This window comes from Pseudomonas sp. MWU347 (genome assembly GCF_017947305.1).
In the GTDB taxonomy this organism is placed as follows: Bacteria; Pseudomonadota; Gammaproteobacteria; order Pseudomonadales; family Pseudomonadaceae; genus Aquipseudomonas; species Aquipseudomonas putida_A.
Map to the genome: position 1 here is coordinate 362894 of NZ_JAFGZB010000002.1, position 24435 is coordinate 387328.

The 24435-nt window shown below is 61.1% G+C and carries 24 protein-coding genes; 12 read left to right on the forward strand and 12 right to left on the reverse strand.

The window, feature by feature from the left end:
- Positions 1 to 52 precede the first annotated feature (52 nt).
- Positions 53 to 1735, forward strand: a complete 1683-nt coding sequence (gene phaC, locus KCG87_RS05175; protein ID WP_210556782.1) for a class II poly(R)-hydroxyalkanoic acid synthase — start codon at positions 53 to 55, stop codon at positions 1733 to 1735.
- A 30-nt stretch (positions 1736 to 1765) separates the two neighbouring features.
- Positions 1766 to 2386, forward strand: coding sequence for a TetR/AcrR family transcriptional regulator (locus KCG87_RS05180; protein WP_027611301.1), 621 nt, complete (start codon positions 1766 to 1768; stop codon positions 2384 to 2386).
- Positions 2387 to 2643: 257 nt separating this feature from the next.
- Here KCG87_RS05180 and KCG87_RS05185 read toward each other — a convergent pair whose 3' ends face one another.
- The 3 genes from KCG87_RS05185 to KCG87_RS05195 form a co-directional block, all read right to left on the reverse strand.
- Complete coding sequence (locus KCG87_RS05185) at positions 2644 to 3555, reverse strand: phasin family protein (protein ID WP_096794687.1); 912 nt, start codon at positions 3553 to 3555, stop codon at positions 2644 to 2646.
- Positions 3556 to 3565: 10 nt separating this feature from the next.
- Positions 3566 to 3988 carry a phasin family protein gene (locus KCG87_RS05190; RefSeq protein ID WP_027611299.1) on the reverse strand — a complete coding sequence of 141 codons (423 nt, stop codon included), beginning with the start codon at positions 3986 to 3988 and terminating at the stop codon, positions 3566 to 3568.
- A 244-nt stretch (positions 3989 to 4232) separates the two neighbouring features.
- On the reverse strand, positions 4233 to 4508 hold the full coding sequence (locus tag KCG87_RS05195) for a polyhydroxyalkanoic acid system family protein (RefSeq protein ID WP_003220859.1): 276 nt from the start codon (positions 4506 to 4508) through the stop codon (positions 4233 to 4235).
- 154 nt (positions 4509 to 4662) lie between these two features.
- Here KCG87_RS05195 and ubiE point away from each other — a divergent pair, with 154 nt between their 5' ends.
- The 10 genes from ubiE to KCG87_RS05245 all read left to right on the forward strand — a co-directional run bounded on the left by ubiE (position 4663) and on the right by KCG87_RS05245 (position 12850).
- The gene (ubiE, locus tag KCG87_RS05200; protein WP_003220857.1) at positions 4663 to 5433 is read left to right on the forward strand and encodes a bifunctional demethylmenaquinone methyltransferase/2-methoxy-6-polyprenyl-1,4-benzoquinol methylase UbiE; all 771 of its coding nucleotides are present in this window, start codon (positions 4663 to 4665) and stop codon (positions 5431 to 5433) included.
- Positions 5433 to 6056 carry an SCP2 domain-containing protein gene (locus KCG87_RS05205; RefSeq protein ID WP_085732555.1) on the forward strand — a complete coding sequence of 208 codons (624 nt, stop codon included), beginning with the start codon at positions 5433 to 5435 and terminating at the stop codon, positions 6054 to 6056. Before ubiE ends, KCG87_RS05205 begins: the two co-directional genes overlap by 1 nt.
- Complete coding sequence (ubiB, locus tag KCG87_RS05210) at positions 6053 to 7657, forward strand: ubiquinone biosynthesis regulatory protein kinase UbiB (RefSeq protein ID WP_027611297.1); 1605 nt, start codon at positions 6053 to 6055, stop codon at positions 7655 to 7657. The genes KCG87_RS05205 and ubiB overlap by 4 nt, the downstream gene beginning before the upstream one ends.
- 80 nt (positions 7658 to 7737) lie before the next feature.
- Positions 7738 to 8139, forward strand: coding sequence for a phosphoribosyl-AMP cyclohydrolase (hisI, locus tag KCG87_RS05215; protein WP_003220851.1), 402 nt, complete (start codon positions 7738 to 7740; stop codon positions 8137 to 8139).
- Positions 8132 to 8464 carry a phosphoribosyl-ATP diphosphatase gene (locus tag KCG87_RS05220; RefSeq protein WP_007909355.1) on the forward strand — a complete coding sequence of 111 codons (333 nt, stop codon included), beginning with the start codon at positions 8132 to 8134 and terminating at the stop codon, positions 8462 to 8464. The genes hisI and KCG87_RS05220 overlap by 8 nt, the downstream gene beginning before the upstream one ends.
- A gap of 25 nt (positions 8465 to 8489) precedes the next feature.
- On the forward strand, positions 8490 to 8771 hold the full coding sequence (locus KCG87_RS05225; protein ID WP_003220847.1) for a twin-arginine translocase TatA/TatE family subunit: 282 nt from the start codon (positions 8490 to 8492) through the stop codon (positions 8769 to 8771).
- Between the two features lie 9 nt (positions 8772 to 8780).
- Positions 8781 to 9236 carry a Sec-independent protein translocase protein TatB gene (gene tatB / locus KCG87_RS05230; protein WP_098966798.1) on the forward strand — a complete coding sequence of 152 codons (456 nt, stop codon included), beginning with the start codon at positions 8781 to 8783 and terminating at the stop codon, positions 9234 to 9236.
- Positions 9233 to 10024: a twin-arginine translocase subunit TatC gene (gene tatC, locus KCG87_RS05235; RefSeq protein WP_027611295.1), complete on the forward strand. Its 792-nt coding sequence runs from the start codon at positions 9233 to 9235 to the stop codon at positions 10022 to 10024. Before tatB ends, tatC begins: the two co-directional genes overlap by 4 nt.
- Positions 10021 to 10728 carry a 16S rRNA (uracil(1498)-N(3))-methyltransferase gene (locus KCG87_RS05240; protein ID WP_098966796.1) on the forward strand — a complete coding sequence of 236 codons (708 nt, stop codon included), beginning with the start codon at positions 10021 to 10023 and terminating at the stop codon, positions 10726 to 10728. Before tatC ends, KCG87_RS05240 begins: the two co-directional genes overlap by 4 nt.
- 205 nt (positions 10729 to 10933) lie before the next feature.
- Complete coding sequence (locus tag KCG87_RS05245; protein WP_098966795.1) at positions 10934 to 12850, forward strand: methyl-accepting chemotaxis protein; 1917 nt, start codon at positions 10934 to 10936, stop codon at positions 12848 to 12850.
- 146 nt (positions 12851 to 12996) lie between these two features.
- On the opposite strand, the gene KCG87_RS05250 is transcribed toward KCG87_RS05245, so the two are convergent.
- The 9 genes from KCG87_RS05250 to hutI form a co-directional block, all read right to left on the reverse strand.
- A complete protein-coding gene (locus KCG87_RS05250) occupies positions 12997 to 13731 on the reverse strand; it encodes an amino acid ABC transporter ATP-binding protein (protein ID WP_103520646.1) in 735 nt (244 codons plus the stop codon).
- Positions 13724 to 14683: an amino acid ABC transporter permease gene (locus tag KCG87_RS05255; protein ID WP_027611292.1), complete on the reverse strand. Its 960-nt coding sequence runs from the start codon at positions 14681 to 14683 to the stop codon at positions 13724 to 13726. Before KCG87_RS05255 ends, KCG87_RS05250 begins: the two co-directional genes overlap by 8 nt.
- A 132-nt stretch (positions 14684 to 14815) precedes the next feature.
- On the reverse strand, positions 14816 to 15613 hold the full coding sequence (locus KCG87_RS05260) for a transporter substrate-binding domain-containing protein (protein ID WP_003220833.1): 798 nt from the start codon (positions 15611 to 15613) through the stop codon (positions 14816 to 14818).
- Between the two features lie 364 nt (positions 15614 to 15977).
- Positions 15978 to 18548, reverse strand: coding sequence for a glucans biosynthesis glucosyltransferase MdoH (gene mdoH / locus KCG87_RS05265; protein WP_210556783.1), 2571 nt, complete (start codon positions 18546 to 18548; stop codon positions 15978 to 15980).
- Positions 18541 to 20325, reverse strand: a complete 1785-nt coding sequence (locus tag KCG87_RS05270) for a glucan biosynthesis protein G (RefSeq protein ID WP_167734086.1) — start codon at positions 20323 to 20325, stop codon at positions 18541 to 18543. The genes mdoH and KCG87_RS05270 overlap by 8 nt, the downstream gene beginning before the upstream one ends.
- A 352-nt stretch (positions 20326 to 20677) precedes the next feature.
- Positions 20678 to 21115 carry a D-aminoacyl-tRNA deacylase gene (gene dtd / locus KCG87_RS05275; RefSeq protein ID WP_134785234.1) on the reverse strand — a complete coding sequence of 146 codons (438 nt, stop codon included), beginning with the start codon at positions 21113 to 21115 and terminating at the stop codon, positions 20678 to 20680.
- A complete protein-coding gene (gene pip / locus KCG87_RS05280; protein WP_003220824.1) occupies positions 21112 to 22083 on the reverse strand; it encodes a prolyl aminopeptidase in 972 nt (323 codons plus the stop codon). Before pip ends, dtd begins: the two co-directional genes overlap by 4 nt.
- 227 nt (positions 22084 to 22310) lie before the next feature.
- A complete protein-coding gene (hutG, locus tag KCG87_RS05285) occupies positions 22311 to 23114 on the reverse strand; it encodes an N-formylglutamate deformylase (protein WP_210556784.1) in 804 nt (267 codons plus the stop codon).
- Positions 23115 to 23124: 10 nt separating this feature from the next.
- Entirely contained in the window at positions 23125 to 24330 is a 1206-nt protein-coding gene (hutI, locus tag KCG87_RS05290; RefSeq protein ID WP_210556785.1) for an imidazolonepropionase, read from the reverse strand.
- Positions 24331 to 24435 lie beyond the last annotated feature (105 nt).

A 24435-nucleotide genomic window follows, 5' to 3' on the forward strand; every position in this document is an offset into this window, starting at 1 on the left:
GTTCTGGTTCGGTGAGTTTGTTTTTGACCTGAAGACGAAGGAGTGTTGAGTCATGCGCGACAAACCTGCGACGGGCGTAGTGCCCAGTCCCGCCGTGTTCATCAATGCACAAAGTGCAATGACCGGCCTGCGTGGGCGGGACTTGCTCTCGACCTTGCGCAGCGTCGCCGCCCACGGTCTGCGCAACCCGCTCCACAGTGCCAAACACGCCTTGAAACTCGGCGGCCAGCTCGGTCGCGTGCTGCTCGGTGAAACCCTGCACCCGACCAACCCGCAGGACGCGCGGTTCGCCGATCCGGCGTGGAGCCTCAATCCGTTCTACCGGCGCAGCCTGCAGGCGTATCTGGCCTGGCAGAAACAGGTCAAGAGCTGGATCGATGAAAGCAGCATGAGCGAGGACGATCGCGCTCGCGCGCACTTCGCGTTCACCTTGCTCAACGATGCCGTCGCGCCCTCCAATACCTTGCTCAATCCGCTGGCGGTCAAGGAGCTGTTCAATTCCGGCGGCCAGAGTCTGGTGCGCGGCCTGAGCCATCTGTTTGATGATCTGCTGCACAACGATGGCCTGCCACGCCAGGTTACCAAGCAGGCGTTCGAGGTCGGCAAGACCGTCGCCACCACCACCGGCGCCGTGGTGTTTCGCAACGAGATGCTCGAGCTGATCCAGTACAAGCCGATGAGCGAAAAGCAGTACGCCAAGCCGCTGCTGGTGGTGCCGCCGCAAATCAACAAGTACTACATTTTCGACCTCAGCCCGCAGAACAGCTTCGTCCAGTACGCGCTGAAAAACGGCCTGCAGACCTTCATGATCAGTTGGCGCAACCCGGACGTACGCCACCGGGAATGGGGCCTGTCGACCTACGTCGAAGCGGTGGAAGAAGCGATGAACATCTGCCGGGCGATCACCGGCGCGCGCGAGGTGAATCTGATGGGTGCCTGCGCCGGTGGCCTGACCATCGCCGCGCTGCAGGGTCATCTGCAGGCGAAACGGCAACTGCGACGGATCTCCAGTGCGACCTATCTGGTCAGCCTGCTCGACAGTGAGATCGAGACCCCGACCACCCTGTTCGCCGACGAACAGACCATCGAAGCGGCCAAACGCCGCTCTTACCAGAGAGGCGTGCTCGACGGTCGCGACATGGCCAAGGTGTTCGCCTGGATGCGGCCCAACGATTTGATCTGGAGCTACTTCGTCAATAACTACCTGCTCGGCAAGGAGCCGCCAGCCTTCGACATCCTCTACTGGAACAACGACAACACCCGCCTGCCCGCCGCGTACCACGGCGACCTGCTGGACTTCTTCAAGCACAACCCGCTGACCCACCCGGGCGGGCTGGAAGTCTGCGGTACGCCAATCGACCTGCAGAAAGTCACCGTCGACAGCTTCAGCGTGGCCGGCATGAACGACCACATCACGCCGTGGGACGCGGTGTACCGCTCGACCCTGCTGCTCGGTGGCGAGCGACGTTTCGTACTGTCCAACAGTGGGCACGTGCAGAGCATCCTCAACCCGCCGAGCAACCCGAAAGCCAATTACGTCGAGAACGGCAAGCTGAGCAGCGACCCGCGCGCCTGGTACTACGACGCCAAACGCGTTGACGGCAGTTGGTGGCCGCAGTGGCTGGAATGGATTCAGCAGCGCTCCGGCACGCAGCACGAAACCACGTTTACCCTCGGCAACCCGAACTATCCACCGATGGAGGCAGCACCCGGCACCTACGTGCATGTGCGCTGACGCTTAACCGAACTTTTCTAAGAAGACTGGATGAAAACCCGCGACCGGATTCTCGAATGTGCTCTGCAACTGTTCAACGAAAAGGGTGAGCCCAACGTCTCCACCATGGAAGTTGCCAACGAAATGGGGATCAGCCCCGGCAATCTCTACTACCACTTTCACGGCAAGGAGCCGTTGATTCTCGGCCTGTTCGAACGCTTCCAGAACGAACTGGCGCCGCTGCTCGATCCGCCATCGGATGCCGAGCTGGCGCCAGAGGATTACTGGCTGTTTCTGCACCTGATCGTCGAGCGCCTGGCGCAGTACCGGTTTCTGTTCCAGGACCTGTCGAACCTCGCCGGGCGCCTGCCGAAACTGGCCAAGGGCATCCGCAACCTGCTCAACGCGCTCAAGCGTACGCTGGCGTCCTTGCTGGCGCGGTTGAAGGCTTCGGGGCAACTGGTCAGTGATACCCAGGCATTGGGGCAACTGGTGGAGCAGATCACCCTGACCCTGCTGTTCTCGCTGGACTATCAGCGGATTCTCGATCGCGAGGGTGAGGTCAAACTGGTGGTGTACCAGATCATGATGCTGGTGGCGCCGCATCTGCTGCCGCCGGTGAAAGTGGCGACGGAGCGGATGGCCCTGCAATACCTCGAAGATCACGAATGAAATCAAGAGCCCCTCACCCTAACCCTCTCCCAGAGGGAGAGGGGACTGACCTTATTGTCTTACGCGATACGGCGACCTGAAGAATCCAGTCGATTATGGATTCAATACGACACTTTCAGGTCGGTGTAAGGCTGAAGCATCCCCGAATCGGCCCCCTCTCCCTCGGGGAGAGGGCTGGGGTGAGGGTAAGCTTTTAAAAAGCACAAACAAAAACGCCCGACCTTCACAGGCCGGGCGTTTTGTTTTGCCCTGAAAAATCAGGACTGACTGGTTGGCGTCGACGGGGTCGATGCAGCAGTCGGGGTGGCTACCGGAGTCGGTGCAGCGGCGGAGTTCGACGCGCTGGCCGGGGTTGCCGGGGTGGCTGGCTTGGCTGCTGCGGGTGCAGCTGGCTTCGGAGCAGCGGCCTTCGGCGCGGCCGGTTTTTTCACTGCCGGTTTTTTCGCCGCAGCCGGTTTGGCCGCAGGTTTGGCAGCCGGTTTCGCGGCAGCGGTTTTCGCTGCTGGCTTGGCGGCTGGTTTGGCCGCGGACTTGGCCGCAGGTTTCGCAGCCGCTTTGGCAGCAACCGGTTTCGCGGCAGCCTTGGCGGCTGGTTTGGCAGCGGCCGTTTTAGCAGCAGGCTTGGCGGCAGCGGTTTTTGCCGCGGGCTTGGCCGCAGCTTTGGCAGCTGGTTTCGCAGCCGCTTTAGCCAATGGCTTGGCGGCGGTTTTGGCTGCCGGTTTGGCCGCTGCGGTTTTCGCCGCGACCGGTTGGGTTTTCAGACCAGTGAGTTTCTCGATCTGCTTGGTCAGGGTCTCGACCTTGCTGTGCAGCGCTTTGACTTCATTGCGGCTAGGCACACCCAGGCGCGAAATCGCGCTGTTCAGGCGCTTGTCGAAAGCCCCTTCCAGCTCGTCCCACTTGCCCAGTGCGCGATCTTTCACGCCGCTGATGCGCGACTTGGCCGAAGAAGCGGAATCCTTGGCGGCATCGACTTTCTTGCCGACTGCCGACTTGGTGAGCTTCTCGGCTTTCTCGCCGTCTTTGACCAGTGACTCGAAGAGCTTGCTGCCGTCAGTGTCGATCTTCGAGTACACGCCTAAACCAGCCAGCCAGATTTTGCGGGAGTAGTCTTCGACTTTCCCAATCCACGAGCTGCCTTCTTTATCGGTGTTCTTTTTACCAGCCATCCCGTTCTCCTTAAGATTTACGCGCGACGCGTTCGAGCAATGCCGTCAGCTCATCGAGCTTAGCAGAGAGTGTCTCAACGTCATGTTTAGACGGAATGCCGATACGATTCAAGGCGCTTGCTACACGGGAGTCGAACGCCTTCTCGACCTTGTCGAGCTGAACTTCGACGCGACCTTTGAACGAGCTGACTTCATCCTTGGCTTCGTCGATCTCGGCATTGGCGGCTTCGAGTTTTTCGGTGACGACTCTTTTGCCTTTCTTTTCAACAGTTTGACCAGCCTTGATCAGCTCTTGAAAGTAGTCGCTGCCCTCTTGGCCGACCTTGGTGTAGGCACCCAGGCCTGCCAGCCAGATCTTGCGGGCATAGGATTTGACGTCGCTCAGAGCAGAAGTCGAAGCGTCGATTTTTTTCTTCAGAATGACTTTGGCCATGGTGCACCTCACGCGCAGAAGGTTTGAGGAACTGCCCGCAGATGTGTCGGGCTCAGGCACAAAGTAGGGAGAAAAATTAGAAACGGCACCCTAACAACTGACATAAACAGCGGGAGCACCACCAAACAAATGTGGGAGCGGGCTTGCTCGCGAATGCGGTGTACCAGTCACGAGAAATGTCGACTGTTGCACCGCATTCGCGAGCAAGCCCGCTCCCACAGGAGAATTTCATTTCCGGCAGAAATCAGACCAGCGCTTTGTCCAGCGCCTTCTCGATCTCGGCTTTGATCATGCCGCTCATGGCCGACATCATGATGCCCAGTTCCACGTCGACACGGATCGAGTCGTCGGCCACATGCACCGCGCCTTTCACGCCCGAGCGCTTGAGGTTCAGGGTGTCGCCCGACCACTGCGGCTCCAGGCCATATTGATCGGAGAGTTTCTGCGCCAGCTTGTCGGCCTTCTCGCGGGCGGCTTCCTTGCCCAGGCTGTGGGCACGCTCAACACTGATTTTGGCCATCGAATGACTCCTGCTTGATGAATAGGTGACGGTAAATCTTGACCGCGTCTGCGGCAAATCGTCCCGAAGGTCGCCCATCTTACCTTTAGCCATTCCAAGACAAAGCATGGCTTGGGGATTAGAATGTCGCGCATTCTCTTTTGGTGACAGCGATATGACTGATCAGCGCAAAGGCAGCGATGCCGAACCCACCACTCACTTCGGTTTCAAAAACGTTCCGGAAAGCCAGAAAGCGGAAAAAGTCGCTGAGGTGTTCCACTCCGTAGCCGCGAAGTACGACCTGATGAACGACCTTCTGTCGGGCGGCATGCACCGTCTGTGGAAGCGTTTCGCGATCGAACTGTCCGGTGTGCGCAGCGGTAACCGCGTGCTCGACATCGCCGGCGGCACCGGTGACCTGACCAAAAAATTCTCGCACCTGGTTGGCCCGACCGGTCAGGTGGTATTGGCCGACATCAACGAATCGATGCTCAAGGTCGGCCGTGACCGTCTGCTGGATCTGGGTGTGTCGGGCAACGTCGAATTCGTTCAGGCGGACGCGGAAAAACTGCCGTTCCCGGACAACCATTTCGACTGCGTGACCATCGCCTTCGGCCTGCGCAACGTGACGCACAAAGAAGACGCCCTGCGCTCGATGCTTCGCGTGCTCAAGCCCGGCGGCCGCCTGCTGGTGCTGGAGTTCTCCAAGCCGACCAACGCGCTGATGTCGAAAGCCTACGACGCCTACTCGTTCGCCTTCATGCCACTGATGGGCAAGCTGATCACCAACGATTCGGAAAGCTATCGCTACCTGGCCGAATCGATCCGCATGCACCCGAATCAGGAAACCCTGAAGTCGATGATGGTCGACGCCGGTTTCGACCGCGTGACCTATCACAACATGACCGCAGGCATCGTCGCCCTGCACCGCGGCATCAAGCCCTGATGTTGCTCACCGGGCTGCTCGCCAGCGTCGAACTCGGCCTCAACCGGGTGCTGCGTCTCGACAGCACGGCGCTGCCGCGGCTGGCGCATCTGACCGGCAAAGTGATTGCCGTCGATTGCCGCAGCCCGGCGCTGCAACTGTTCATCCTGCCCAGCGATGAGGGCCTGATGCTCGCCTCGCACTGGGAAACCGGCGTCGACTGCACGCTGCGCGCCCCGGCCTCGAGCCTGGTGAAACTGGCCCTGAGCAAAGACAAGACCGCGGTGCTGCACGCCCCGGAAGTCGAGCTCGACGGTGACAGCGGCGTGCTGCTGGAACTGGCCGGGGTGCTGCAGGACCTCGAGCTGGACTGGGAGTACGAGCTCTCGCGCTGGCTCGGACCGGTCGCCACGCAACTGATTGGCGGTCACCTGCGCAGCCGCGCACGCTGGTATCAACAAGGATTTGCCAGCCTCAACCAGAACCTCGCCGAATACCTCGCCGAAGAATCGCGCACCCTCGTCGGGCAGCGCGAAGCCGAAGCGCGATTCAGCGAACTGGACCGGATCAAACTTGATCTGGAACGTCTCGAGGCGCGCTTCGAGCGCCTTTCCCGATCCCTCGACCCAAGCGATAACGCATGAAGCTGCTTGCCGTCCGCCGTCTGTTGCGCATCCAGCGCGTCGTGATCCGCTACCGCCTCGATGACCTGCTGTTCGAGCTGCCGCTGCCCTGGTTCCTCCTGGCGCTGCGCTACGTGCTGCCGTGGCGCTGGTTGCCGCGCAAGCCGCTGGAGCTGAGCCGTGGTGCGCGTCTGCGCCTGGCGCTGCAGGATCTGGGGCCGATTTTCATCAAGTTCGGGCAGATTCTTTCGACCCGCCGCGACCTGCTGCCGGAAGACATCGCCGATGAGTTGATGCTGCTGCAGGACCGCGTGCCGCCGTTCGATTCGCAGCTGTCGATCAAGCTGATCGAAGAACAGCTGGGCAAGAAGATCAGCGAAGTGTTCAGCCGTTTCGACGTCGAGCCGCTGGCCTCGGCCTCGGTGGCGCAGGTGCACGCCGCGCAACTGAAGACCGGCGAAGAAGTGGTGGTCAAGGTGATCCGCCCGGGCCTGAAACCGGTGATCGCCCAGGATCTGGCATGGCTGTTCATCCTCGCCCGCGCCGCCGAAAAGGTCTCCGCCGACGCTCGCCTGCTGCACCCGGTGGACGTGGTGCAGGACTACGAAAAAACCATCTACGACGAGCTCGACCTGCTGCGCGAGGCGGCCAACGCCAGCCAGTTGAAGCGCAACTTCGAAGGCTCGCCGCTGCTCTATGTGCCGCAAGTCTATTGGGACTGGTGCCGGCCGAAAGTGCTGGTGATGGAGCGTATCTACGGGATTCAGGTGACGGATCTGGCGACCCTCGCCGACCAGCGCACCGACATGAAAATGCTCGCCGAGCGCGGCGTGGAGATCTTTTTCACCCAGGTGTTCCGCGACAGTTTCTTCCACGCCGACATGCACCCGGGCAACATCTTCGTCAGCACCGTCAACCCGTGGAGCCCGCAGTACATCGCGATCGACTGCGGCATCGTCGGCAGCCTGACCCCGGAAGACCAGGATTATCTGGCGCGCAACCTGTTCGCCTTCTTCAAGCGTGACTACCGCCGCGTGGCGCAGTTGCACATCGATTCGGGCTGGGTGCCGGCGGAAACCAAACTCAACGAATTCGAAGCGGCGATCCGCACCGTATGCGAACCGATCTTCGAAAAACCGTTAAAAGATATTTCATTTGGCCAGGTGCTGATGCGCCTGTTCCAGACTGCGCGGCGCTTCAACATGGAAGTGCAGCCGCAACTGGTTCTGCTGCAGAAGACTCTGTTGAACATCGAGGGCCTTGGCCGTCAGCTGTACCCGGATCTGGATCTGTGGAACACCGCGCAGCCGTTCCTCGAGCGCTGGATGCGCGAGCGCGTCAGCCCCAAAGCCTTGCTCGGCAACGTGCAGAGCCAGTTCGAACAGCTGCCGCACCTGGCCAACATGGCCCGTGACCTGCTCGAGCGCATGTCGCAACCGCACGCCTACGACCCGCCACCACCGTGGCACAAACGCAAGGACGACTGGTTCCTGCGCCTGCTCGGTTGCGCGCATCTGGCGGGCGGGACGATCCTCGCAGCCGGCGGCCCGTTGCACGAACTGGGGCATTGGCCGGCGGGCATCATGGTGGCAGTCGGCTTGTATCTGGTCGTTCGCCGATAGCCAGTTCGCTGATCGGCTGGCACACTGTTTCAACGCCTGAACCTGACAATTGAAGTGCGGGTTCGCTGTCGGAGTCGAAGATGAAAAACTGGCTGGACGAGATCAAGTGGGACGCAGATGGCCTGGTGCCGGCGATTGCCCAGGATCACAAGACCGGGCGCGTGCTGATGATGGCCTGGATGAACCGCGAAGCGCTGGAACTGACCGCTGCGGAAAACCGTGCAATCTACTGGTCACGTTCCCGTGGCAAGCTGTGGCGCAAGGGCGAAGAGTCCGGCCACGTACAGACCCTGCATGAAATGCGCCTGGACTGTGATGCCGACGTGATCATCCTGATGGTCGAACAGATCGGCGACATCGCTTGCCATACCGGCCGTCAAAGCTGCTTTTACCGCGTCTACGAAAACGGCGACTGGAAGACAGTCGACCCGGTTCTGAAAGACCCGCACGCTATCTATTCCGCAGGACACAAACATGAGTGACACCCTGACTCGCCTGGCCGAAGTGCTTGAAGAGCGCAAAGGCGCAGCGGCCGACAGCTCATATGTAGCTAGTCTGTATCACAAGGGCCTGAACAAGATTCTGGAGAAAGTCGGCGAAGAGTCGGTCGAAACCATTATTGCCGCCAAGGACGCCGCCATCAGCGGTGACTGCAGCGATGTGATCTACGAGACTGCCGACCTGTGGTTCCACAGCATGGTCATGCTCGCCCAACTGGGGCAGCATCCGCAGGCCGTACTGGATGAACTGGATCGTCGCTTCGGTCTATCCGGACACGTCGAGAAAGCCTCGCGTCCGTCCGCCTGAACAATTTTTAGAGAGGAACAGCAACATGGGCATTTTTGACTGGAAACACTGGATCGTCATTCTGGTAGTCGTGGTGCTGGTGTTCGGCACCAAGAAACTGAAAAACCTCGGCACCGACGTCGGCGAGTCGATCAAGGGCTTCCGTAAAGCCATGAACGATGACGAAAAACCGGCCGCCGATCCGACCGTAACGCCTGCGCAGCCCGTTCCACCGGTGCAGCCGCAGGCCACCGCTCAGGCCAACCCGCCGCACACCATCGACGTGCAGGCGCAGAAAGTCGAAGAGCCGATCCGCAAAGACGTGTGAGACTGACAAATGTTTGGTATCAGCTTCTCTGAACTGCTGCTCGTCGGCCTCGTCGCCCTGCTGGTGCTGGGCCCCGAGCGTCTGCCGGGCGCTGCGCGCACCGCCGGCCTGTGGGTCGGCCGGCTGAAGCGCAGCTTCAACGCGATCAAACAGGAAGTTGAACGTGAAATCGGTGCCGACGAGATCCGTCGGCAACTGCACAACGAGCACATTCTGTCGCTGGAGCAGGAGGCGCGGAAGATTTTCACGCCGGTTCAGCAGGAGCCGACGCCGGTTGAGCATGTGGGTGAGCAGACGATTCACAGCCCTGCTGCCGCGACGGCGCCACCAGCACCTGCTGCCGTTGTAGCTCCGACAGAAACGGCGCCAGCCGCCGTGGAACCATCTGTTGAACACGTTGCGCCAAACGCCGCGCCGATTACACCCGCGCCTCACGACCCAACACTGCCGCCGCGAGCCCCATGAGCGATCTCCCTGAAAACGACCAGCACATGCCGCTGGTATCGCACCTCACCGAGTTGCGCACCCGCCTGCTGCGTTGTGTGGCGGCGGTGTTCATCATCTTCGCCGGGTTGTTCGCCTTCACCCAGCAGATCTACACCTTCGTCTCGACGCCGCTGCGCCAGTACCTGCCGGTCGGCGCGACGATGATCGCCACGGATGTGTCGTCGCCGTTCCTGACGCCGCTGAAGCTGACGATGATGGTCTCGCTGTTCCTCGCGATTCCGGTGATCCTGCATCAGATCTGGGGCTTCATCGCGCCGGGCCTGTACAAGCATGAGAAGCGCATCGCCGTGCCGCTGCTGGTGTCCAGCATCCTGCTGTTCTACACCGGTATGGCGTTCGCCTATTACTTCGTGTTCCCGCTGATCTTCAAGTTCTTCGCCGCCGCCACCCCGGCCGGCGTGGAAATGATGACCGACATCACCAGTTACCTCGACTTCGTGATGACGCTGTTCTTTGCCTTTGGTGTCGCGTTCGAAATCCCGGTGGCCGTGGTGCTGCTGGTGTGGATCGGCGTGGTCGACGTCAAATACCTGAAGAAGATCCGCCCGTACGTGATCATCGGCTGCTTCGTGGTCGGCATGATCCTCACCCCGCCGGACATCTTCTCGCAGACCCTGCTGGCGGTACCGATGTGGATGCTGTTTGAAATCGGCATTCTGTTCGGCGGCCTGATCAGCAAGCGCGAACGCCCGGACGAAACACCGGCCGACGATCACAACGACCAGCCGCCAGCGACCCAGGCATGAACCTGCTGTTGCTCGAAGAGGCCGACTTCATCGCGGCCGACCGCGTCGTGCTGCGTGACCGGCGCCTGACCCACATGCAGGAAGTTCACCGCTCGGAAGTCGGTGACAGCCTGCGCGTGGGACGGATCAATGGCTTGATGGGCTCAGCCGAACTGCTGCGCCTTGAGGCCGGCGAAGCGGAATTGCGCGTCAGCCTCGATCAGTCACCGCCGGCCAAGCTGCCGCTGACCCTGGTACTGGCCCTGCCGCGTCCGAAGATGCTGCGGCGGGTGTTCCAGACCGTGGCGACCATGGGTGTGTCGAAGGTGATTCTGGTCAACAGCTACCGCGTCGAGAAGAGCTTCTGGCAGACGCCGTTTCTCGAGCCGGAAGCGATTCGCGAGAATCTGATCCTCGGCCTCGAACAGGCCCGCGATACCGTGCTGCCGGAAGTCATCATCGAGAAGCGCTTCAAACCGTTCGTCGAAGATCGTCTGCCAGCGATCAGCGAAGGCACCCTCGGCCTGGTCGGCCATCCCGGCAATTACCCGCCGTGCCCACGTGCGTTGAGCGAACCGGTAACGCTGGCGATCGGCCCCGAAGGTGGCTGGATTCCCTACGAAATCGACCTGCTGGGCAAATCCGGCCTGCAACCGGTGCAACTGGGCGAACGTATCCTGCGCGTCGAAACCGCCGTCACCGCCCTGCTCGCCCGCCTGTTCTGACACACCGCTCCCCCTGTAGGAGCTGCCGCAGGCTGCGATCTTTTGATTTTGTTTTTTAACAGCAAGATCAAAAGATCGCAGCCTCGTTGCACTCGTCAGCTCCTACAGGAATCCGGGGTTGGCATTCAAATCGGGTTACAGATTGCCATCACCCCGCCGATACAGTCCCCATAAGTCCAATTAGTGGTCCGAGGGGAGTCGTCGCATGTACCGTTGGTTAGCCGAGAATCTTGGGAACGTCAGCGTCAAACGCAAACTGGGCATCGGTTTCGGCCTGGTGCTGTTGCTCACCCTGCTGATTACCTTTACCGGCTGGACCGGCATGGGCGGCATTATCAGCCGTGGCGACAAGCTCGGCTTCATCTCCAGCCTCAATGAACTGACCAAGGACCTGCGCCTGGCGCGTCTGGACTATGAAGCGCGTCGCGGCGAACAAGGCCCGGGCGCGGTCAACGAGTTGCTGGCCAAACTCGCCAGCGGCTTGCAAACCGCGCGCGGCCTGATCGAGCAGCCCTCAGATGCGGCGATGGTCGATCAGCAACTGGCCGCTGTCGCCGAGTACAAACGTGCCTTCGCCGACATGACACAGGCCACCGTGCAGCGTGAGGATGCGCGCAGCAAGCTCGGCGCCAGTGCTGACAATGCCGTGGCCAAAGTCTCGGAAGTCGAGAAATCCATGCTGCAAGGGGACAGCGTCGCGCAATTCAACAGCGTGATCGAACTGAGCAAACTGTTGCAGCAAGCGCGCTATCAGGTGCGCGGCTATACCTACAGCGGCAAGGCCGAGGCGGAGCAGCCCGCGCTGGACGCCATCGACAATGCACTGAAAAACCTCGACAGCCTGCCGGCGAAACTGCCCGAACAGCACATCGCCAACCTGCAACAGGCCACCGACTCGATCAAGGCTTATCGCGCGGCGGTCGCCCAGTTCCGCGACTCGCAGGTGAACAATGCCAAGGCCGGGGCAACCATGACGGCTCAGGGCGACATCTTGCTCGACGTCAGCAAGAAGCTCACCGAATCACAAACCGTGGTGCGCGACACCGATGCCGCGCACGCCAAGAACATGCTGATCATCGCCACCCTGCTGGCCGTGGCCTTCGGTTTGCTGGCCGCGTGGGCGATCACCCGGCAGATCATCATTCCACTGAATCAGACCCTGAAGGTCGCCGAGCGCGTGGCTGCCGGCGACTTGACCCACAACCTGGTGTCACAGCGTCGCGACGAACTCGGCCAGTTGCAGCGCTCGATGCAGAGCATGACCCAAGGCCTGCGCGAGTTGATCGGTGGCATCAGCGACGGCGTTACGCAAATCGCCAGCGCTGCCGAGGAATTGTCAGCGGTGACCGAGCAGACCAGCGCCGGGGTCAACAATCAGAAGATCGAGACCGATCAGGTCGCCACCGCCATGAACGAAATGACCGCCACTGTGCAGGAAGTCGCGCGCAACGCCGAGGAGGCTTCCGAAGCCGCCGTGGCCGCCGACCAGCAAGCCCGCGAAGGCGACAAGGTGGTCGGTGAAGCCATTGCGCAGATCGAGCGCTTGGCAGTTGAAGTCGGCCACTCCACCGAAGCCATGGGCGAACTCAAGCGCGAGAGCGACAAGATCGGCAGCGTGCTCGACGTGATCAAGTCCGTGGCCCAGCAAACCAACCTGCTGGCGCTCAACGCCGCGATCGAAGCAGCGCGTGCCGGTGAGGCCGGGCGTGGTTTTGCGGTGGTTGCCGATGAAGTGCGCAGCCTCGCCCAGCGCACGCAGAAGTCCACCGAAGAGATCGAGGAACTGATCGTCGGCCTGCAGAACGGCACCCAGCAAGTGGCGACGATCATGGACAACAGCCGCAGCCTGACCGACAGCAGCGTCGAATTGACCCGCCGTGCCGGTGGCTCACTGGAAAGCATCACCCGCACCGTCTCGGCGATTCAGGCGATGAACCAGCAGATTGCAGCGGCGGCCGAGCAGCAGAGTGCCGTGGCCGAGGAGATCAACCGTAGCGTGCTGAATGTGCGGGATGTGTCGGATCAGACGTCGGCGGCGAGTGAAGAGACCGCGGCGTCGAGTGTTGAGCTGGCGCGGCTGGGGACGCATCTGCAGATGCTGGTGGGGCGGTTCAAGGTTTGAGGTGATCCGAAAACCTCGGTTCGCTCTGAACCGAGGTGATGCATTCGCGAGCAAGCCCGCTCCCACAGTTGACCTGGTTGTCCATGCGGACGCGGTCTAATGTGGGAGCGGGCTTGCTCGCGAAAGCGGTAGCTCAGACGCTGAAATTAAAGGACCTGACGCAGAAAGGCTTGCGCGCGCGGATCCTTCGGTGCATCGAAGAACTCCGCCGGGGAAGCATCTTCCAGCAGTTTGCCGTGATCGAAGAACAGCACCCGATCCGCCACTTCCCGGGCGAAACCCATTTCGTGGGTGACGCAGACCATGGTCATGCCTTCCACGGCCAGGTTCTTCATCACATCCAGCACTTCACCGACCATTTCCGGGTCGAGGGCCGAAGTCGGTTCGTCGAACAGCATCACTTTCGGGTCCATCGCCAGCGCCCGGGCAATCGCCACACGCTGTTGCTGGCCGCCGGACAGGCGTGATGGATATTCCCGAGCCTTCTGCGCAATACCAACCTTTTCCAGCAACGCCAAGGCCTTGGCCTCACTTTCCTTCTGCCCACGCTTGCGCACGACTTTCTGCGCCAGACAGAGGTTTTCCAGCACGGTCATGTGCGGGAACAGGTTGAAATGCTGAAAGACCATGCCGACTTCACGGCGGTAAGCGTTGACGTCGGTTTTCGGGTCGGCCAGTTGCAGGCCGTCGATGCTCACAGAACCCGAGTCGAATTCTTCCAGGCCATTGAGACAGCGCAGGAAGGTCGATTTGCCCGAACCCGACGGGCCGATCACCACCAGCACTTCGCCCTTGGCCACCGTGGTGCTGACGTTATCCACAGCCCGGACTACCTGGCCACGGGTGTCGAAGACTTTTACCAGATCGCGGACTTCAATCACTTTGCGCGAGCCTCCGCTCAAGACGGCTGGCGATTTTCGACAGCGGCAGGTTGATCAACAGGTACAGGCCGGCGACGCAGAACAGGATCTCGAACGGCGAGAACGAGGTGGTGATGACTTCACGGCCACTTTTCAGCAGCTCGGTAATCGCAATCACCGACACCAGCGAGGTGTCCTTGACCAGGCTGATGAACTGCCCGGCCAGCGGTGGCAGTACGCGTTTGAATGCTTGCGGCAGTACCACGTGGCGCATCGACTGGCCGGCGCTCAGACCGAGCGAACGCGCCGCTTCGTTCTGGCCACGGGCAATCGACTGCACCCCGGAACGGATGATCTCGGCCACGTAGGCGCCGGTAAACAGCGACAGCGCGGCGATCCCGGCGAACTCGCGGGACAGGTTCATCACCGTGCCGATGAAGAAGTAGAAAATGAAGATCTGCACCAGCAGCGGCGTACCGCGCACCAGTTCGACGTAAATGCTCGACAGATCACGCAGGGTCGGGTTGCTCGACAGGCGGCACAGCCCGGTGACCAGACCGATCAGCAGACCGAGTACCCCAGACACCACCGACAGCCACAGCGTGGTCCAAAGGCCCCACAGCAGCGGCCCTGCCGCCCAATGCCGAGTCACGCCCACGACGTCACCTTCAGCCACATCGTCGCCCTGAGCGAATTGCAGGCTGTTTTCGTCGACGGTCAGGTGCTGCTCGTCACCGGCGTCGTTGCGCAGGGTGACCTGCGCGCTACCGCCCTTGCGCACCAGCTCGGTGACGGTGGAGATATCGGTGGCACGCTGGGATTCTTCGGCCTGATAGGCGAAGTACTGCGGCACGCGGTTCCAGCGCCATTCGTAGGACATCAGCGACGTGGCGTAATACAACGCGCCCGCCAGGCCGACCAGCACCAGCACGGTCAGGACGTGCCAGGGCCATTGGGCTTTTTTCTGTTTCATTGCAGGTTCCGGATTTTGTGTTGCCTGGCAGGCCCTCTTCGCGAGCAAGCCCGCTCCCACATTTGGACTGCATTTCAAATGTGGGAGCGGGCTTGCTCGCGAATGGGGCGACTCGGTCTGACTGACCCAGTGTTATTCCATGTCCTTGAGCCACTCGGTGCTCTTGAACCACTTGTCATGGATGCGATCGTAGGTGCCGTCTTCGTGGATCTGGTGCAGGAAGTTGTTGATGAAGTTGATGCTGTCGTAATCACCCTTCTTCAGACCGAAGGCCAGCGGCTCGTAGGTGAACGGCTTGTCGAGGAACACCAGTTTGCCGGCGCCGACCTTGTTCACCGCGACCACGTTGTACGGCGCGTCATAGATGAACGCGTCAGCCTTGCCGTTGACCACGTCGAGCACGGCTTCCTGCTCGTTGTCGTAGCCGTGGTACTTGGCCTTGGCGATCAGCTTCTTGGCGACCATCTCACCGGTGGTGCCGAGCTTGGAGGTGATGCGATAGTCGGCGGTGTTCAGGTCTTTATAGGACTTGATGGTGCCTTCCAGCTCCTTGCGGATCAGTAGGGTCTGGCCGACCACGATGAACGGTTCGCTGAAGTTCAGGCGCAGGTTGCGCTCCTGAGTCAGGGTCATGCCGCTGCCGATCATGTCGAACTTGTCGGTCATCAGGGCCGGGATGATCCCGTCGTAACCGGTGGACACAAGCTCGAGCTTGACGCCCATGGCCTTGGACATGGCTTTGAGGATGTCGACTTCGAAGCCGATGATCTCGCCGCGCTTGTTGGTCATTTCGAACGGCATGTAGGTCGGATCCATACCGACTTTCAACGTGCCGCGCTTGACCGCGTCATCGATTGCACCGGCGTGCGCCGCATTGACTGCAACCAGTGCCGTGACGCCGACCAGCAGCATCGACAGATACTTCTTCATCTTCAAGTCCCCAAAACCATTGCAATTGCGGCGCGAAAACCGACTGAAATGGACAAGATCGTCCGGGCGCGCCAATTCGGGGACGGATGCTAACGCACTCGATTTTTTGCACAAGGTTTTATGGACGATTTGTTTAACATTCAAAGGCCACCCCTCACCCCAGCCCTCTCCCCAGAGGGGAGAGGGAGCCAATCGGGGAAATATTCGAAAGCTAAGTTCGACTCGATTTCTCAGGTCGATGCAACTCGAATATCCAATCCGGTCAGTCCCCTCTCCCTCCGGGAGAGGGTTAGGCGGGCGGCGTTCCGATGAGGGGGCTTTTCAGCGCCATAAAAAAACCCCGCTAGTTAGCGGGGTTTCTTCATCAGGCCGGTTGAGCGTGCATGCTCAGCGGTCGCAACGGCAACAGCGGCGCATGCGGATCGGCTTTCACCGAAGCGCGCCAGGCATCCAGCCATTCCTTGTGATCTTCGGACCAGACCAGCTCGTGCAGACGCGCCAGGGCCACCGGATCGCTCAGCAGTTGCAGGCGATCGTGGTTGCTCAGTGCCGCCGGGCCAGCCTTCAGGGCGTGACGTACACGTTCCTGACGCAGCCATTCGATCGGCTCGGCCTGACCGTGACGGGCCGTCGCCAGCGAGCACGCCAGGGCGTTCTGCTGCGGATCGACCACGGCGCGGACGAAGCCGTCGTTCAGTGCATGCCAACGGTTCTCGTGGGTGTACTGATCGGTCGCCAGCAGCGCCTGTGGCGGATTGTATTCCTCTGGGATGAGGAACAGGCTCTCGTCACGGGACTTGAGGCCCAGACCGACACGGCTGGAAATCACCGACACCGGGATCGACAGCATCAGCGAACCGACGATCGGCACCAGCCACCACAGGAAGCTCGGGTTCAGCCAGATCACCAGCAGCGCCCAGCAGAAGCCCAGCAGGGTCTGCGGACCGTGGCGCTTGACCGCCTCGCTCCATGGCGTGGAGTCGTCGTCACGCTGCGGCGAGTTCCAGGTCGCGGCCCAGCCGAGGAACGCGGCGAGGACGAAACGGGTGTGGAAAATCATCCGCACCGGCGCCAGCAGCATGGAGAAAAGCATCTCCAGCAGCATCGACAGGGTCACCTTGAACTTGCCGCCGAACTCTTTCGCGCCCTTGGCCCAGATCAGGATAATGCTCAGCAGTTTCGGCAGGAACAGCAGCACGATGGTGGTCGAGAACAGCGCGATCGCCTTGTCCGGGTGCCATTGTGGCCACAGCGGATAGAGCTGACGCGGTTCCAGGAAGTACTGCGGCTCCATCAGCGTGTTCACCGCCAGCAGCGCGGTCGACAGCACCAGGAAGAAGAACCACAACGGCGCCGACAGGTAAGACATCACGCCGGTGAGGAACACCGCGCGGTGCACCGGGTGCATGCCTTTGACCAGGAACAGGCGGAAGTTCATCAGGTTGCCGTGGCACCAGCGACGGTCACGCTTGAGCTCGTCGAGCAGGTTCGGCGGCAACTCTTCGTAACTGCCCGGCAGGTCGTAGGCAATCCACACGCCCCAACCGGCACGGCGCATCAGCGCGGCTTCAACGAAGTCGTGAGACAGGATCGCCCCGGAGAACGCACCTTTGCCCGGCAACGGCGCCAGGGCGCAGTGGTCGATGAACGGCTTCATGCGGATGATCGCGTTGTGACCCCAGTAGTGGGATTCACCCAACTGCCAGAAGTGCAGACCGGCGGTGAACAGCGGGCCGTAAACGCGGGTGGCGAACTGCTGCATGCGTGCATACAGGGTGTCCATGCCCGACGCACGCGGCGCGGTCTGGATGATCCCGGCGTCCGGCGTGGCTTCCATCAGGCGTACCAGACTGGTCAGGCACTCGCCGCTCATCACCGAGTCGGCGTCGAGCACGACCATGTACTTGTAGTCACCGCCCCAGCGACGGCAGAAGTCGTCGAGGTTGCCGCTCTTGCGTTTCACACGGCGGCGACGGCGGCGATAGAAGATCTTGCCGAAGCCCTTGGCTTCACGGCAGACGTCCAGCCAGGCCTGTTGCTCGGCGACGCAGATATCGGTGTCGTTACTGTCGCTGAGGACGAAGAAGTCGAAGCGATCCAGATCACCGGTAGCGGCGACCGATTCGAAGGTGGCGCGCAGACCGGCGAATACCCGGGGCACGTCCTCGTTGCAGATCGGCATCACCAGCGCGGTACGGGCGTCTTTCGGAATCGGCTCGTTGCCGGCGCTTTTGCCGGAGATACGGTATTTATCGTGACCGGTGAGCAACTCGAGGAAGCCCATCAGTGCCGTCCAGAAACCGGCCGAGACCCAGCAGAACAGAATCCCGAACAGGATCAGGATGCTGGTCTGCAGCGCATACGGCAGCACTTGCGTGGCGGTTTGCAGCAGCGGCTGGTGCAGCACTTCGTCCAGATCGACGAACGACCAGCCCTGGTACGGCATGATGCCTTTCATGTACCAGCCGGCAACGATGGTCTGACCGAGCATCAGCAGCAACAGAATGTAGCGACGGATCGAACCTACCGTGCGCCAGCGCGCCGCCGGCAAGACGTTTTCGTCCTTCGGCGGCTGTGGCGGATTGGTGCGCCCGGTCAGGCGGCGCCAGCCACGCACCAGAATATTGGTGCGCCATGGCTCCGGCACGACTTTGGTCCGACGGATCGGCGGCGTCGCTTTCATGCTGACCCGACCGCTGGCGTCGAGCACCAGCATTTCCGCCTCTTCCAGCTCTTCGGCGGTGCTCAGGGTCAGGCGCTTGGCCACCGAAGCCTGGGCGGCTTCGGCAGGCGCGTCGAACGTCGGCGACGACAGGCGCTGGTGCAGTTCGCTGAAGGACTGGCAGCCCGCGAGTTCCGCGCGCTGCTCGTCGGTCATCGGCAGATGCGCCAGATACTCGGAAAGAGTCTCTGGCTGTACTTGAGAGTTACTCATCGGCAGGCAACTGATAGCTCCAGGTCTCGGTCAGGACTTCTTCAGTCGGTGCCGATTCCGGTGTGGCTGGGGCCGCGTTCGCAGCCGCTGGCTGCTTGGCGTCTTTGTTGGCCTTGTCCTTGGCATCTGCGGCTGGCTTGGCGTCGGCCTGTTTGGCCTCGGCTGCCTTGGCTTCCTTCTCGTCTTTCTCTTGTTGCTTGGCCGCGACCTTGTCCGCCTTGGCCACCGACGAATTCGACGCCGGTACCGAAGACTTGGCCAGATCAGCGGTGACCACTGGCTGTACCAGGGCGGCCCGCATCTCGGTGGACTTGCTCGCGTCCTTGATCTTCATCCGCAGGGTCAGGCGCCAGCCCTTGGTTTCCGGGTTGTAACGCACGCTGTTCTCGACCAGTTCGGCGTTATCGCCAACGCTGACCTGACTGCGCACGTCGGCATCCGGGGCCAGAGCCGCCAGCGATGGACCTTCGAAGTCGACCAGGTAGGCAACGCTGCCATCCGGTTGACGGATCAGGTTCGACTGCTTGACGTCACCGGTCGAACGCAGGGTCTGCTTGACCCAGGCGCTGTCAGGGGCGTGAATCGCCGCTTCGTCCATGGTCCAGTGCAGACGGTAGGCGAAGTCCAGCGGCTTGCCTGGCTCCGGCATGGTTTCCGGGCTCCAGAACGCAACGATGTTGTCGTTGGTTTCGTCGGCAGTCGGAATCTCTACCAGATCAACGGTGCCCTTGCCCCACTCGCCCTTCGGCTCGATCCAGGCGCTTGGGCGCTTGTCATAGCGGTCGTCGAGGTCTTCGTAGTGGCTGAAGTCGCGACCACGCTGCAGCAGACCGAAACCACGCGGGTTCTCGACGCTGAAGTTGCTCACGGCCAGGTGTTTCGGGTTGTTCAGCGGACGCCAGATCCACTCGCCGTTGCCGGCATGGATCGACAGACCGCTGGAGTCGTGCAGTTCACGACGGTAGTTGAGGACTTTCGACGGCTGGTTGGCGCCGAACAGGAACATGCTGGTCAACGGTGCGATGCCCAGTTTGCCGACCTTGTCACGCAGGAACATCTGCGCCTTGACGTCGACAATGGTGTCGCTGCCCGGACGCAGGATCAGGCGATAGGCACCGGTGGCGCGCGGCGAATCCAGCAGGGCGAAGATCACCAGATGCTTGTCACCCGGCTTCGGCTGTTGAATCCAGAACTCGCGGAAACGCGGAAACTCTTCGCCCGACGGCAGCGCGGTGTCGATCGCCAGACCACGGGCCGACAGGCCGTAGGTGTGGCCCTTGCCGACGACGCGGAAGTAGCTCGCGCCGAGCATGGTCATGATTTCGTCTTGCTTGTCGGCCTTGTTGATCGGGTACAGCACACGGAAACCGGCGTAGCCCAGTTGCTCAGTGGCTTTCGGATCGAACTTGAGGTCGCCGAAATCGAAGCGGGTCGGATCGTATTTGATCTCTTCGACGGTGTTCGCCGTGATTTCGTTGATTTTCACCGGCGTATCGAAGTGCATGCCCTGGTGATAGAAGGACAGCTTGAACGGTGTCTTCTGATCGGCCCACTCAGCCTTTTCGGTGAGGAAGCGGATTTTCTGATAATCCGCGAACTTCATGTCACGGAATTCGTTCGGCAGGTTGCTGCGCGGGGCTTCGAACTTCTGCCCGGCCAGCTCTTTAGCCTTGGCTGATACATCGTCAAGATTGAACGCCCAAAGCTGGCCGGCGCTGAGCAGGCACAGGAGCGCCGAGCCGGCTACCAGGGCACTTCGCATGCGTTTGGCAGACATTTTTGCTGCATTACAGGGACTAACAATCACGAGCAACCCTCGCCGAAAACAGATCAAAAAACCAACGGCCAGATTAAGTGCCTGTGGGGTTTTCGACTTTGAAAAGCCGACCTCCCAGCGCACCCTTGCCAAGTTGGCGAGCATTGTTCCGACTCCGCTGGGGCAAAATGATTCCCCAATCGGATCCAGACAAGTCTCTACCTAAGTCAAAAATGGAACAGCGAACGCTGATCCCCATAGCGCGCGATTATCTAGTAGCCCGCGTGACAACGCATCAGGGGTAACAAAGTATTTATCGCGAAAAACGCCTGTTTTCAGTCGAAAAGCCCTTGAAAAGGTGTTTCAAGGGCTTTCATGTCTGTAACAGGAAGGTTACCGGGCCATCGTTGACCAGGTGCACCTGCATATCCGCGCCGAATCTACCTGATGCCACAGTGCCATGCATCTGTTTCGCTTTGCTGAATAGATAGTCGAACAATTCCTCGCCCAATGCCGGAGGGGCTGCGGTCGAGAAACTCGGGCGCAACCCGCTCCTGGTGTCGGCAGCGAGGGTGAACTGAGAGACCAGCAGCAACCCGCCGCCCACATCCGCCAGGGACAGATTCATCTTGCCCTCGGCGTCACTGAATACCCGATAGTTAAGCAGCTTATGCAAAAGTTTGTCGGCACTGGTACGCGTGTCGTCGGGTTCGACCGCCACCAGCACCAGCAAACCCTGATCCACCGCGCCGACTGTCTCTCCCGCAACCTCTACCCGCGCACCGCGCACGCGTTGTAAAAGCCCCTTCATGCTTCTTCGGGCGGCAGGTCGAGCAAGCGACGGGCCATGTTGCTCGCGGCACGCACCAGCGCATCGGTGATGCCCGGTTCGGAGGCGGCGTGACCGGCGTCACGAATCACCTGCAGTTCGCTGTTCGGCCAGGCCTGATGCAGCTCCCAGGCGTTGTCCAGCGGACAGATCACGTCGTAACGACCGTGAATGATCACCCCCGGCAGATGGGCGATCTTGCCCATGTCGCGGATCAGTTGATTCGGCTCGAGGAACGCATTATTGGTGAAGTAGTGACACTCGATCCGCGCGATCGACAGGGCGCGCTGCGGTTCGGAGAAACGGTCGACCACCAGCGGGTTCGGCCGCAGGGTCGCGGTGCGTCCTTCCCACGTCGACCAGGCCTTGGCCGCGTGCATCTGAGCGATCTGATCGTTACCGACCAGGCGCTTGTGGAAGGCGCTGAGCAGATCGTCGCGCTCGTCCAGCGGGATCGGCGCGATGTAATCCTGCCAGTAATCGGGAAACAGACGGCTGGCACCGGCCTGATAGAACCACTCGATTTCCTGCGGACGGCAGAGAAAGATCCCACGCAGGATCAGACCGTGTACGCGCTCCGGGTGGGTTTGCGCGTAGGCCAGCGCCAGAGTCGAACCCCACGAACCGCCGAACAGCACCCATTTATCGATGCCCAAGTGCTTGCGGATACGCTCAAGGTCAGCGACCAGATCCCAGGTGGTGTTGTTTTCCAGGCTCGCATGCGGGGTGGAGCGTCCGCAGCCGCGCTGGTCGAAGGTGACAATGCGATACAGGTTCGGATCGAAATAGCGACGGCTCTGCGCGTCGCAACCGGCACCCGGGCCGCCGTGGATGAACACCACCGGCAAGCCTTCCGGCGAGCCGCTTTCATCGACGTACAGCGTGTGGGTGTCATCGACAGCCAGATCGTGCCGGGCGTGGGGTTTGATCTGCGGAAACAATGTCTGCATTGCGCGCTCCGTAAGGGGTCGAGGTCATCCCTGGGGGGACTTCTATTATTCTGCCGTCCGGCATCATAAACCCGATTTACGTCAATGAGCATGCCCGTACGCAGTCACAATTTTTCTGCTGCATACAAAACCTGTGGGAGCGGGCTTGCTCGCGAAAGCGCTGTGTCATTCAACGCATATGTTGCCTGATGCGCCGCCTTCGCGAGCAAGCCCGCTCCCACAGTGGGTTATGCGGTGTAATGCGACTTTGCCCAGGCCAGATAGCCCTGCAGCAACTCCTTGAGCACCACCCGCGTCGGCTCCGCCAGATCGGCGCGGTAGCGGAACGGTTCGAACTCTTCCATGTAGGTGCTCTGGCACAGCTCCAGTTGCACGGCATGGATGTTCTCGGCCGGGTTGCCGTAATGGCGGGTGATGTGGCCGCCCTTGAAGCGGCCGTTGAGCACGTGGCTGTAATGATCGTGACGGGCGCAGATGGCTTCCAGTTGCGTCGCCAATTGTGGATCGCAACTGGCGCCATTGAAGGTGCCAAGGTTGAAATCCGGCAGTTTGCCGTCGAACAGGTGCGGAATGATCGAGCGGATCGAGTGCGCGTCGAACAGCAACGCGTAGCCGAACTCGGCCTTCAACCGCGCAAGCTCTTCCTGCAAGGTGCGGTGGTATGGCGTCCAGATCTGCTCCAGATAAGTCGCGCGCTCCTCTTTCGAAGGCTCCAGGCCTTCCTTGAACAACGGAATGCCATCGAACAGCGTCGCCGGGTACAGCCCGGTGGTGGCGCCGGCATACAACGGTTTGTCATCGGACGGACGGTTAAGGTCGATGACGAACCGCGAGTATTCGGCGGCCAACGTGCTGGCGCCCAGTTCCTCGGCAAAGTCATAGAGCTGCGGAATGTGCCAGTCGGTGTCCGGCAGGCTTTTCGCGTCCGCGATCAGCCCGGCTTCGACCGCAGGCGTCAGGCGCACACCGGCATGCGGCATGCTGATCAGCAGCGGTACGCGACCTTGTTTGAAACTCAGAACCTTATCCACAACCGCTCTCCTACAGACTTGATTCGACGCCGTTACGCACGACGCGTTTGTCCAGATCACCACCGATCCAATAGGCCAGATCCGCCGGACGATCGATGTGCCAGGCGACGAAATCCGCGACCTTGCCGACTTCCAGCGAACCGTGGGTGTCAGCCATGCCCAGCGCTTGTGCGGCATGGATGGTCGCGCCGGCCAGGGCTTCTTCCGGGGTCATGCGGAAACAGGTGCAGGCCATGTTCAGCATCAGGCGCAGCGACAGCGTCGGCGAGGTGCCGGGGTTGAGGTCACTGGCGATGGCGATCTTGACCTTGTGCTTGCGCAGGGCGTCCATCGGCGGCAGCTGGGTTTCGCGCAGGAAGTAGAACGCCCCCGGCAGCAGCACGGCGACGGTGTCGGATTTGGCCATGGCGATGGCGTCGTCTTCGTCCATGAACTCCAGATGATCGGCAGACAACGCGTGATACCGCGCCGCCAGACTGGAGCCATGCAGCGACGACAATTGCTCGGCATGCAGCTTCACCGGCAGACCGAGTTTCTGTGCGGTGATGAACACCCGCTCGACCTGCTCCGGCGAGAACGCCAGATACTCGCAGAACGCATCCACCGCATCGACCAGCCCTTCGGCGGCCAATGCCGGGAGCATCTCGGCGCAGATGTGCTCGATGTAGTCGTCAGCGCGATCCTTGTATTCCGGCGGCAGCGCGTGGGCGGCCAGACAGGTACTGCGCACACTGATCGGCAGTTCAGCGGCGAGCCGGCGAATCACCCGCAGGATCTTGCGTTCGCTGGCCAGGTCCAGACCGTAGCCGGACTTCATCTCGACCGTGGTCACGCCGTCGCGCATCAGGCTTTTCAGACGCTTGGCGGCGCTGGCGAACAGCTGGTCTTCAGTTGCTTCACGGGTGGCGCGCACGGTGCTGGCAATGCCGCCGCCCTGCGCCGCGATCTCGGCATAGCTGACGCCTTGCAGACGCTTTTCGAATTCACCGCTGCGGTTGCCGCCGAACACCGTGTGGGTGTGGCAGTCGATCAGGCCGGGGGTGACCCACGCGCCTTGCAGGTCGTTGACCGCCGGGTATTCGCCGGACGGCAGCAGATTGCGCGGACCGATCCACTCGATGTGCGCACCGGACGTCACGATGGCCGCATCCTCGATGATCGAGTAGACGCCCTGCGCCATGGTTGCGACGTGGCAGTGTTGCCAGAGGGTTTTCACTGTTGGCCTCCGTTGGAATTGGTTTGGTGGGGAGCCTTCAAAAGCCCCTCACCCTAGCCCTCTCCCGGAGGGAGAGGGGACTGACCGGGTTGTTCTGTCGAGATA